This window comes from Fibrella aquatica (assembly GCF_041321135.1).
In the GTDB taxonomy this organism is placed as follows: domain Bacteria; phylum Bacteroidota; class Bacteroidia; order Cytophagales; family Spirosomataceae; genus Fibrella; species Fibrella aquatica.
In genome coordinates this window covers 62,381-73,351 of sequence record NZ_JBGGWF010000018.1, presented here as the reverse complement: position 1 = coordinate 73,351, position 10,971 = coordinate 62,381, and the positions used below count along the sequence as shown (strand labels likewise).

The 10,971-nt window shown below is 50.0% G+C and carries 9 protein-coding genes; 4 read left to right on the top strand and 5 right to left on the bottom strand.

The window, feature by feature from the left end:
* Positions 1 to 219: 219 nt before the first annotated feature.
* The 3 genes from tyrS to ACAW87_RS24880 all read right to left on the bottom strand — a co-directional run bounded on the left by tyrS (position 220) and on the right by ACAW87_RS24880 (position 3,338).
* On the bottom strand, positions 220 to 1,518 hold the full coding sequence (gene tyrS / locus ACAW87_RS24890) for a tyrosine--tRNA ligase (protein WP_370726374.1): 1,299 nt from the start codon (positions 1,516 to 1,518) through the stop codon (positions 220 to 222).
* A gap of 118 nt (positions 1,519 to 1,636) precedes the next feature.
* Positions 1,637 to 2,833 carry an S-adenosylmethionine:tRNA ribosyltransferase-isomerase gene (locus ACAW87_RS24885; RefSeq protein ID WP_370726373.1) on the bottom strand — a complete coding sequence of 399 codons (1,197 nt, stop codon included), beginning with the start codon at positions 2,831 to 2,833 and terminating at the stop codon, positions 1,637 to 1,639.
* Positions 2,823 to 3,338 carry a hypothetical protein gene (locus ACAW87_RS24880; RefSeq protein WP_370726372.1) on the bottom strand — a complete coding sequence of 172 codons (516 nt, stop codon included), beginning with the start codon at positions 3,336 to 3,338 and terminating at the stop codon, positions 2,823 to 2,825. The genes ACAW87_RS24885 and ACAW87_RS24880 overlap by 11 nt, the downstream gene beginning before the upstream one ends.
* A 167-nt stretch (positions 3,339 to 3,505) precedes the next feature.
* Here ACAW87_RS24880 and ACAW87_RS24875 point away from each other — a divergent pair, with 167 nt between their 5' ends.
* Positions 3,506 to 4,057, top strand: a complete 552-nt coding sequence (locus tag ACAW87_RS24875; RefSeq protein ID WP_370726371.1) for a cob(I)yrinic acid a,c-diamide adenosyltransferase — start codon at positions 3,506 to 3,508, stop codon at positions 4,055 to 4,057.
* Positions 4,058 to 4,169: 112 nt separating this feature from the next.
* On the opposite strand, the gene ACAW87_RS24870 is transcribed toward ACAW87_RS24875, so the two are convergent.
* Positions 4,170 to 4,583, bottom strand: a complete 414-nt coding sequence (locus tag ACAW87_RS24870; RefSeq protein WP_370726370.1) for a DoxX family protein — start codon at positions 4,581 to 4,583, stop codon at positions 4,170 to 4,172.
* Positions 4,584 to 4,822: 239 nt separating this feature from the next.
* Here ACAW87_RS24870 and ACAW87_RS24865 point away from each other — a divergent pair, with 239 nt between their 5' ends.
* Complete coding sequence (locus ACAW87_RS24865) at positions 4,823 to 5,893, top strand: branched-chain amino acid aminotransferase (protein WP_370726369.1); 1,071 nt, start codon at positions 4,823 to 4,825, stop codon at positions 5,891 to 5,893.
* Between the two features lie 107 nt (positions 5,894 to 6,000).
* Here ACAW87_RS24865 and ACAW87_RS24860 read toward each other — a convergent pair whose 3' ends face one another.
* Positions 6,001 to 7,881, bottom strand: a complete 1,881-nt coding sequence (locus tag ACAW87_RS24860) for an ABC transporter ATP-binding protein (protein WP_370726368.1) — start codon at positions 7,879 to 7,881, stop codon at positions 6,001 to 6,003.
* Positions 7,882 to 8,069: 188 nt separating this feature from the next.
* Here ACAW87_RS24860 and ACAW87_RS24855 point away from each other — a divergent pair, with 188 nt between their 5' ends.
* Both ACAW87_RS24855 and ACAW87_RS24850 read left to right on the top strand, forming a co-directional pair.
* Positions 8,070 to 9,443, top strand: coding sequence for a thioredoxin fold domain-containing protein (locus ACAW87_RS24855; protein WP_370726367.1), 1,374 nt, complete (start codon positions 8,070 to 8,072; stop codon positions 9,441 to 9,443).
* A 96-nt stretch (positions 9,444 to 9,539) separates the two neighbouring features.
* Positions 9,540 to 10,934, top strand: coding sequence for a thioredoxin family protein (locus ACAW87_RS24850; RefSeq protein WP_370726366.1), 1,395 nt, complete (start codon positions 9,540 to 9,542; stop codon positions 10,932 to 10,934).
* Positions 10,935 to 10,971: the final 37 nt, after the last annotated feature.

The window sequence follows — 10,971 nt, the reverse complement described above, 5'->3', positions numbered from 1 at the left end:
TTTAATTAATTTTTGTACTCTGCCGGGATGCTGACCCTTTGCCGTCTTCAGTAAAAGCGGCGGATTTGCTGTTGCTCAACCGCCGTTGTTCCTGATTGGGACTGCAAAAGTAGGGCAACTTTAGCCCCATGTCAAGTACCTGTTAAAAGAAAGTGGTTAACAATTTGCGACCTTATCTGTTAACCACTTTCTTTCAGTAAGTTAGAGCTTAAAAAAAAGTCAAACTTTTTTCAGCAGGTGGTTCTTCTTACCCTTCGAAACCAGCAAATAGCGGTCCTGAAGCCATTCTAAGGTCAACGAAGCAGCAGGATCACTCACTTTTGACCTGTTCAAACTGACTGCATTTTGGCTAATTGCCCGTCGCGCTTCACCCTTGGAAGCGTAAACTTCCCCCTTAGTTGCTACAGACAGCAGGTCTGTGATGTCTTTACAACTAGCTAATTCATCAGCTGAGACTTCCGTTTGAGGTACACCTTCGAAGATTATGTCGAATTCATCAACGGCAATAGACCGTAACGTATCGATGGTTGCTTTGCCAAATAGTACTTCTGATGCTTTTACCGCCAGTTCATATCCTTCCTGCCCATGCACTCGTGTAGTTACCTCCTGCGCAATAGCCTTCTGCAACAAACGCAGATGTGGCGCTTCGGCGTGCTCTGCTTCCAGGCGCAGTATTTCTTCCTGACTCAACAGCGTAAAGACACGAATAAGCCTAGGACAATCATTATCCGCAGTATTCAGCCAGAACTGGTAGAACTGGTAAGGCGACGTCAACTTTGGATCGAGCCAGACGTTACCGCTTTCCGACTTACCGAACTTAGTACCATCTGCTTTGGTGACCAACGGCGTTGTTAAGGCAAAGGCACGATCATCCTCGGCTTCAGTACCCCGCTCTTCTTTTCGCCGGATAAGCTCGGTACCAGTGGTGATGTTTCCCCATTGATCGGAGCCACCCATCTGTAGCCGCACGCCTTTGTTCTTGTAGAGCCAGTAGTAATCATAGCCCTGTAGCAACTGGTATGAGAATTCGGTAAAGGAAATGCCTGTTTCAAGTCGCTTCTTTACCGAATCTTTCGCCATCATATAATTAACGGTAAGGTGCTTGCCTGCTTCGCGCAGGAAGCCCAGGAACGAGAACTCCTTAAACCAATCGTAATTGTTGACCATTTCAGCTGAGTTAGCGGCTTCGCTAAATTCCAGAAACTTCTCCAACTGCTTCCTGATGCCCTCCTGATTTAGGCGCAGCGTTTCTTCCGACAGAAAATCACGTTCGGCCGCTTTACCAGATGGGTCGCCAATCATACCTGTTGCACCGCCAACCAAGGCAAATGGCTTATGTCCGGCGCGTTGGAAATGCACCAGTAGCATAATGGTAGCCAGGTTGCCGATATGGAGTGATGCCGCTGTGGGATCAAACCCAATATACCCGGCGGTCATTTCTTTACTGAGTTGGACTTCGGTACCGGGCGTCATGTCGTTAAGCATGCCTCGCCAGCGGAGTTCTTCAATGAAATTCATAAGATATACAAAGAATGAAAGAGATAAAGAGTGAAAGAGTGACTAATCGGCGAGACCGCAAAAGTGGTTGGCAACGCAATAGCCACTCTTTCACTCTTTATCTCTTTCACTCATTAAGTTATGGTAATAACAGTGACGAATCGCCGTAACTGAGAAACCGGTAGTCGTGGCTGAGCGCTTCTGTATATATAGTACGCCAGGCATCACCGACCAGCGCAGCTATCAGCAAAATGAGCGTAGAGCCTGGTTGGTGAAAATTAGTAACAATACCCCGACACATCCGCATCTGATAACCCGGCGTGATATAGATGGCCGTATGTGCAGTCAATGCAGGTACTTTATGCTGTTCCATATATAGACGTACTGCCTGTACGGCTTCCTTTGCTGATGGGTGCTTCTCAGCAGGTACATTGTAGGCATATTCCTGATCAAGGTGGAACGGATCGGGATGATTATTTAGGAGTCGAACGCCAAACCAGTACAGGCTTTCTAGCGAGCGCATGGATGTTGTGCCTACTGGAATTAGATGGTTCAGATGTTCCAGAACGTTCGTTATGTTTTCCCGCGTGTAGACAACCTGCTCTGCGTGCATAGTGTGCTGCCGGGGGTCATCTGCTTTGATGGGCTGGAACGTACCTGCGCCAACGTGTAGCGTAAGTGCATCGTGACCAATGCCGCGTTCGGCCAACGTACCCAGCACCTCTTTAGTCATATGTAGGCCAGCGGTGGGCGCAGCAACGGCCCCTTCCTTTTTGGCATACACGGTCTGATAGGTTTGGCTATCGGCGGCTACGGGTTCCCTTTTCAGATACGGAGGCAGGGGCATCTGGCCAGCCTGCTGAATCAGCTCGGCAAAGCTCACATCGTCGGGCTGCCAGGTGAAACGAATCAGGCTCTTCTCGACATCTTCCCACTCGGCAATCAGGACAACTTCGCCAAAAGTCAGCAGCAGCGTTTCGCCTTCGCGCCACTTTTTGCGGTTACCAATCATGCACTGCCAAACCGCATTGCCTTTATCAAGCATTGCTTCACCCACAGGACGGTCAGCTGGCGTTGGATTTAGCAGAAATAACTCGATGGTTGCGCCGGTCGATTTGGTAAAAAGCAACCGGGCCGGAATTACTTTCGTGTTGTTGAATACCAGAAAACTATCGGCGGGCAACAGATCTGGCAAGTTGAAGAACTGACTATGACTGATCTGCCCTTCCTTATATACCAGCAGTTTCGACTGATCGCGCTTAGGCAATGGAAACCGGGCAATGCGCTCGTCGGGCAAGTCGTATTGAAACTGGTTGAGACTGAGGTCAGGCAACATGATCTACAGGCGGTTTCATCATTAGCCGGACGGGTAATGAAATAATAACAATGGCAACGATCGCCGTGCTGAATGGCAATAACCAGCCGTAATCGTTCGAGTCAGCGCTAATGTTACTTCGGTTCAAAAACGACAAAACCATCAGGCCTAAAGCCAAAATCGTATTGAAAGCGGCCGCCAGCGCGTAAAACCAGTTTACGTATACATCGGCCAGTTTACGCCGTTGCCCTTCCCAAGCCGTTGGATTTGGATTAGGTATCTTCTCGGTCGGCAATTTTGGAAACAGGCGGGCAACAGCGTTAGTTATGACATAAACCACGATGAAAATGCCAATGCTAACATAGAAAATGGTTTCACGGCTCAGATATTGTATCGCCTGACCGCCCTTGTTGAAACGGAAAGCTACTTCGCCAGGGTACGATATATAGCTGCTCATCAGCAAGCCTACGAAACCCAGTATAGACAGTATTCGCCAGGTGCGAACAAAAAAGGAACCAGCGCGCATAAGTACGGTATAACAACGTGTTGTGTATTGGGCCGCAAAGGTACGGGGGAAGTTAGTCCAAAGTCTAACGTTTAAAGTTCAAAGTTGCTCTGTCTTTGTCTCGCGTACCCTTATAGACCTGTACCTTTAACAACTAAACAATAGACTTTTAACAGGCATTCATTTTCATGAAAATATATACACGAACCGGCGATGCCGGTCAGACGTCCCTTATCGGCGGACGGCGCGTTAGTAAAGCCGATTTGCGAATTGACACCTACGGTACCGTTGATGAGTTAAACTCGTGGATTGGCCTCCTGCGCGATCAGCCCGTTAATGCCAATCGCCGCCCCTTATTGAAAGAAATCCAGGATAGGTTATTTACAGTAGGTGCGGAATTAGCTACTGACCCTGAGAAACCACCTCGTCAGGCCATTCCGGCTATTATCGAAGCGGATATAACGCGTTTAGAGGATAACATGGACGCGATGGATGCTGAATTACCCGAGCTACGGAAATTTGTTTTACCGGGTGGTCATGCGTCTGTCTCCTTCGCCCACCTGGCCCGTACGGTTTGTCGCCGCGCTGAACGCCTTACTATTAGCCTCAACAACGTCTCGCCCGTTGATCCACTGGTGATAACGTACCTAAACCGCTTATCCGATTATCTATTCGTGTTAAGCCGGAAGATAGCGCAGGAACTGGCAGTAGACGAAGTAGCCTGGGAGCCGAGAGTGTAAGAAACGGTCCAAAGGTTCAAGGTTTAATGTCCAAAGTTGCAGTGCCAAATTCTATGACGTTGTGTCTCAGCAGCGCAACTTTAGACATTAAACCTTCAACCTTTGAACTTCTCTATTCCCTTCCCAACATAATCCGGTCGACGGAGTAGAAGTTGGATTGTTGCGTCCAGACCAAGATGAAGAAGATAACGGAATAGATAAGTTGGGAGGCTACAACATCCCATTTCTGCTGGAATGACGTACCTACCATTAGCGCCATCATCAGAAGACTAGCTGCTACGAGCGCGTAACGGGTGAACAATCCGATGGTAAGCAGGATACCAATAATAAGTTCGATATAGGTTAGCACAGTCCCGAACGTATATACTAGAAACGGAGATAGAGGCGTCTGGCTGAAGTCAGCAACCATTTTGTCACGGAAACCGCCTGTACCTTTAATAAAGCGCGGTATAGCGTGAAAGATGAAGTTTACACCCATAGTGAGGCGTAGTAGTAGATAAGCCAGGAACTGATCAGACATTTTCATACGTCAATACACTTTATGGTAAAACGCGGATACGGCCTCTTTAGCCCACTCGGTACGGAATTTGTTTAGTTTTCGGCTAACCCCATGAAAATGAGAGCCCATTTTTTTTACATTTGTTGTCAAAGCAACTAAATAAGAGTCGGTAGTCAACAGTGGGTAGTCGATAGTCGCGTTGCTGATTACCAAATCAGCAACGCGACTATCGACTACCCACTATTGACTACCGACTTACCAAGACCATGACCACTGACTTGCTTCAAATCGAGATGCAGAAGGCTATGCAGAGCCGCATCCAGGAGGTTGACTTCAATAATCTGCCCTTCGGTAAACATTTTGCCGATCATATGTTTGTGGCCGACTATGCCGATGGCCAATGGACCGACCTGCGGGTTGTGCCTTTCGGCGATTTCTCATTCAACCCGGCTCTTTCATCGCTGCACTACGGGCAGTCGATTTTTGAAGGCATGAAAGCCTACAAGAATGAAGCTGGTGAAGTATTGATGTTCCGCCCGCTCGACAACTGGGCGCGAATGAACGAATCGGCCAAGCGCATGTGCATGGCGACGATTCCTGAAGAAGTATTCATGGGTGGCCTGGAAGCCCTGCTGCGTACCGATGCTGACTGGGTTCCTAATCAGCCGGGTAGCTCGCTATATATCCGTCCGTATATGTTTGCTACCGACGTCTATCTGGGCGTAGCCGCGTCGAAGACATACCGGTTCTGCATTTTTACCTGCCCGGTGGGTGTTTATTACTCAAAGCCACTGAAAGTGAAGGTCGAGATGCAGTATATCCGTTCGGCACCCGGTGGCGTTGGCGCAGCAAAATGTGCCGGTAACTATGCTGGTTCACTGTACCCAACCGTTCAGGCACAGGAAGAAGGGTATGATCAGTTGATTTGGACAGACGCCACCCAACATCAGTATATCGAAGAATCAGGAACCATGAACGTTATGTTTGTCATAGACGGCAAACTCGTAACGCCAGCTTTATCTGATTCTATTCTGAACGGGGTTACGCGCCGCAGCATTGTGGAAATTGCGAAAAGCTGGAACATACCCGTTGAAGAGCGTAACATCTCAATCCGGGAAGTGATCGACTGTATTGAGAGTGGCTCATTGACCGAAGCATTTGGTGCAGGAACGGCCGTTGTCGTATCGCCTTTCCAGGCAATTGGTTTCGAAGGTAAAGACTATATGCTGCCAGAACGTGCCACTGGCGATTCGTTTGCGGCACGCGTGAAAGAGTATATGAGCGACCTCCGCACTGGTAAAGTCGAAGACGCTTTCGGTTGGACTTACAAAGTGTAACATCTTTTCCGAACTAGTTCCACCATTGATTGAAGATAAAGGGTGGTACTAGTGTCACTGCTCAGGTACGTACCTGAGCAGTGACACTAGTACCACCCTTTATCTCTTTATTGATACCCCCTTGCCTGAAGCGCAAACAACTCAGCGTAGCGGCCATTCTGGAGCAGTAATTGTTCGTGCGATCCGATTTCGAGAAGCTTCCCTCCTTCCAGCACCAGAATCCGGTCGGCCATGCGCACAGTGCTGAATCGGTGCGAAATAATGACCGACGCCTTTCCGCGGGTCAGTTCGGCAAAGCGCTGAAAAACGTCATATTCGGCGCGGGCATCGAGAGCGGCCGTTGGTTCGTCGAGAATTATCAGTTGGGCATCACGCATGTAGGCCCGACCCAAGGCCACTTTCTGCCACTCCCCCCCCGACAATTCAACCCCTTTGTTGAAACTCTTGCCCAATTGCTGCTGATAACCACCCGACAGTTTGGCAATAACCGAATCGGCCAGGCTCCGCTGCGCCGACGTTTCAATGCGCGGCTGATTGGTGCGCTCGTCAATATCTCCCACGGCAATATTTGTTCCGGCCGACATCTTGAAGCGTATATAATCCTGAAAAATAACACCAATGTTACGCCGCAGATCGGTTAAATCGTAGTCGCGCAGGTCGTGGCCATCAAGCAGAATCTGACCTTCGGCGGGGTCGTAGAGCCGGGCCAGCAGTTTCACCAGTGTGGTTTTTCCCGCACCATTTTCGCCAACCAGCGCCAGTTTCTCGCCCATGTGTAAGGTGAACGATAAACCGCGCAAGGCCCAGCGGTCAGAGTTGGTGTACTTGAACCCAACGTTTTCGAAGACGAAGCCCGTTTTTATTGGATCAGGAAACAACAAAGGCTTTTTGGGCGAATGAATGGCCGGTTGAATGGCGAAGTAATCGAACAGATCCTGAAGATAAATAGCCTCCTGGGTCAGGCTGCTGAACTGGAGCAGAATGCCTTCGAGCGAACCACGTACCTGCCGGAATGACCCTGCCAGAAACGTGAGGTCGCCCAGCGAAATTTGTCCCGTAACGGCCCGTTGTACAATCCAGACGTAGGCACCGTAGTAGCCCGCCGTACCCAGCGCCGTAAGTAACGTACCCCAGCCCGCCCGACTAATGGCAATGGCCTGATTCTTTTTGATGTACTCATTCGACAACGTACGAAACCGATCGACCAGAAAGCCCGACAGGTTGAAGATTTTCACTTCCTTGGCGGTCTCATCGCTCGCCCCAACAAAGCGCAGGTAATCCAGTTCACGCCGCTCAGGTGTCCAGCTTCTTGATAGGGAGTAACTTTTCCGGTTGAAATAATTGTCGCCAATAAACGACGGCGTTACGGCCACCGCAATCAGCAGCAACAGCCACGGATTGTACACGGCCAAACCAACCGCCAGAAAGCCAATCGAGATCACTTGCTGTACCTGCCCGAAAACGCCCGACAGCAACACCGTTCTACCAGTGGTTTGTCGGCGAGCGCGTTCGAGTTTGTCGTAAAAAGTAGCGTCTTCGAACTGTTCCAAGTCCAGTTCGGCGGCGTGCTCCATAATCCGGATCGAGGTGGCGTTGGCGAATTTATCACCCAGCAGCCCGTCCATGAGCGACACCGCCCGACCAATGGCCGTTGAGATTACGGCCAGCCCAAATTCGGCGGCAACCAGCTCCCACAGGTACGTTGTATCGGTAGCGCCTCCGGCCTGGGTTAAGGCAACAACCTGATCAATAATCAGTTTGCCGACATAGAGCGATAAGGCCGGAATGGCTGCCTGAATGAGCCGCAGAAACGCATTACCCAAAAACAGTGCAGGCGACGTTTCCCAAACCAGTTTAAAAAAGGCGGGCAGGTTTCCCAAAGCGGCAAACCGTTCACGCCAGCTAATCTGATCGGCTGATTCTTCTTTTTTCCCCGTCGGCACGGCGCCAATAGGCCGACCAGACGGAGGTGTATTTGTTGGTATCATCTATAAAAAAGACAAGCCCCGCTCTGGATTGGTTCAGCCTGTTCTGACGGGCTAACGTATGACTGGCGGTTAGATTGGCAACTACCACTCAGTCAATTAAGAGGTAGACTTTATGGAACATTCGCCAGTCAGGCATCGTGACGGTATGGGGCCTCTAAAAACGCCTCCTACTCCTAAACGCAAGACGTATGAAAAATCAATTTCATGCCAGATTGGCGACAATTCTACTAGTTGTAAGCCTATCACTAAACTTCACAGGTTGTTCACAAACGCCCGCCAGTGTACGGTTTTTCACCGGTACATGGAACGAGTTACTGGCCGAAGCGAAGAAACAGAATAAGCCCATTTTTGTCGAGGTTCATACGGTGTGGTGCGGTCCATGTCGACAGATGGAAAAGCAGGCGTTTCCGAACCCGGACGTGGCTCGTAAATTCAACGCAAACTTCATTAATTACCATATCGACATGGAACAGGGCGAGGGACCAATGCTTCGGGAACAATACGCCATCACGGGCGTACCTACGCTGCTCTACCTGACGCCCAACGGCACACTGGTTTACCGCTCATCTGGATACAACGACATTGCCAGCCTATTGGCCGATGCCGATAAAGGCTTGGCGGCAGCCGAGTCATCGGCCCAGCTGTCGGCCCTGGAAACTGACTACAAAAACGGTCGCCGCGACATGCAGTTTCTGCGAACGTACCTGACGCAGCATGCCCGAATGCGACAGCCCGCCCCAGAAGCACTGGAACTATACATGAAACAGATTCCGGCAAGAGACTGGGAATCGGCCGAAAATATCAGGTTGATGACCCGCAATAACCTAACGTCGACCTCGGCCACGTTCAACTGGTTGCTGAATTATGTCGACGGACTTCACACAGATCAATCAAAAGCCAGTACTCGCTGGGCTATTATAGAGATGGTAGACCGGATAACGACTGCTGAATTGGAGCGCGCCGCAACACGGGCAGAGGTAGAAGAGGCTATTGCTCTCCGTGAACGCTCGTTGGGACCGCTGACGGCCGACAACAAAGCGTTTCTGGCAAACCGGATTTGGACCACCTTTTACAAACGCACAAAAAATCAGGCCGGGTATCGAAAAATTGCCTTGCCAGTAGCCAGCCGGTTTATGGCCAAACCGATTGACTCACTTCGGGCCGCCGATGCCTATTCGGCCGCACTCGCCGAAAAAATAGCTGCAAAACGCGCCAAAGTTGTACCCGCTTCGTTGTCCACCGAAGCAGCGCCGAAACCACCATACGGACGTCACTCGGGGTACGTTGCCAATGAGCTGCATAGTTTCACAAGCACCTACCTCCTGATCATGACCTCTCCTGCCGATTTAAAACAGGCTCTGGCTTGGTCTGAACGCACGATCGAACTCACACCGGCATGGGAATTTCTGGATACGCATGCGCAATTGCTGGTGCGGTTAGGTCGTAGCGATGAGGCTATACAAACTGAAAAGCGCGTTATCGCTTTAGCCAAAGCAGCGGGTGAACCAACCGCCCAATATGAGAAAGTACTAAGCGAAATGACACGACAACCCAAACAGTAACAGCCTGTTAAAAAATCAACACTCCAACTACATCATTAGTTAATCGTAAATCGTTACATTGCTGACAGCTTGTTCATGTCTAACCAGTTTATCTTTATGAAAACCCTGCTACGTCCCTTTTCCTTTAGGCTGGCTTTGCTGCTTGCCTTCGTATTCGTTACTAACCTAGCCCGCGCCGACGTACCCAAAGGCGAAGATCCCGTTGGTATCAAATTCTTCACCGGCACCTGGAAAGAACTGTTGGCAGAAGCCAAGAAGCAGAACAAACCTATTTTCGTCGACATTTACACCACCTGGTGCGGACCCTGCAAACTCATGGCCAAACAGGCTTTTCCAGACAAAGCGGTGGGCGACCTATTCAACGCCAACTTCATTAACTATCAGATTGATGCGGAGAAAGGCGAAGGCATCACAGTAGCTAAACAATACGCCATCACAGCTTACCCAACCTCACTGTTCGTGTCAGCCGATGGTAGCCTGGTTCAACGGACAATTGGTTACGGCGGCATCAAGGGGTTTCTGGATGAAGCCAGCAAAGCCGTTGAGGCCGCTAAAGATCCCAAACCAATTGCCGTTTGGGATAACGAATTTGTAGCCGGAAACCGCGACGCCGCTTTTCTGAAAGGCTATCTGGCCAAGCGAGCAAAACTGGGCATGCCCAATGCTGATGCGCTGGAGACGTACCTGACCGTTGTTCCGGAATCAGAATGGACAACCGGCGACAACGTTGATGCCATCAGCGGCAATCTCACTACATCGAAATCGAAAGCCTTTGATGCCTTACTTAAAGCCGCCAAAGACACGCGCGGAAATAATGGGCAGATGAAACGCTTTCAGACCATTATGCAAGCGACTGGCATGGCACTACAACGCGACGAACGGCAGGCGAAAACAGAAGCGGAGCTAGATCAAATCATCGGCAACCGGCAGAACATGAACGCGATGCTGTCGATCAAACCCGTGTCTGACCTCGATCAGAAATCAATGGCCAATGACATTCGGACGGCGTTCTACAAACGGACCAAAAACGTGGCTAAATACCGCGAACTGACCACCGAAACGGGCAATAGTTTAATGGCTATTTCTGCCGACTCGTTACGTGCAAAAAACGCCGCTTCGTACCAGCGTTTTATGGACCAGTCGAAATTGATGCCTGATTCAATAAAGAACAGTGCCAATTTTGTGCGGTATGCCACCATGATGAAGACCGTTGAAACGCAGCAAATGGCTAACAAACTAAACAGCCTGGCTTGGGCTTACTTCGAAACAATGACTGACCCCGCCGACCTGAACAATGCCTTAGCCTGGTCGGGCCGATCGCTTGAGCTAGACCGATCGCATATGCTGCTGGATACCTATGCGCAGCTATTGGGCAAATTAGGGCGCAAAGCCGAGGCCATTAAACACGAAGAAGAAGCACTGGCCAAAGCCAAAGCCGCCGGCGAAGACACCGGTGACTACGAAAAAGCACTGGCTGGTTTTAAAAGGTGAGTAGCTGAGAATGAATAGACTTCCATATAAAAATCCC

Coding starts and splice junctions, on each gene's coding strand:
- tyrS (WP_370726374.1), bottom strand. CDS start 1,518: ATGAATTTCATTGAAGAACTCCGCTGGCGAGGCATGCTTAACGACATG.
- ACAW87_RS24860 (WP_370726368.1), bottom strand. CDS start 7,881: ATGATACCAACAAATACACCTCCGTCTGGTCGGCCTATTGGCGCCGTG.
- ACAW87_RS24880 (WP_370726372.1), bottom strand. CDS start 3,338: ATGCGCGCTGGTTCCTTTTTTGTTCGCACCTGGCGAATACTGTCTATA.
- ACAW87_RS24850 (WP_370726366.1), top strand. CDS start 9,540: ATGAAAACCCTGCTACGTCCCTTTTCCTTTAGGCTGGCTTTGCTGCTT.
- ACAW87_RS24875 (WP_370726371.1), top strand. CDS start 3,506: ATGAAAATATATACACGAACCGGCGATGCCGGTCAGACGTCCCTTATC.
- ACAW87_RS24855 (WP_370726367.1), top strand. CDS start 8,070: ATGAAAAATCAATTTCATGCCAGATTGGCGACAATTCTACTAGTTGTA.
- ACAW87_RS24885 (WP_370726373.1), bottom strand. CDS start 2,833: ATGTTGCCTGACCTCAGTCTCAACCAGTTTCAATACGACTTGCCCGAC.
- ACAW87_RS24865 (WP_370726369.1), top strand. CDS start 4,823: ATGACCACTGACTTGCTTCAAATCGAGATGCAGAAGGCTATGCAGAGC.
- ACAW87_RS24870 (WP_370726370.1), bottom strand. CDS start 4,583: ATGAAAATGTCTGATCAGTTCCTGGCTTATCTACTACTACGCCTCACT.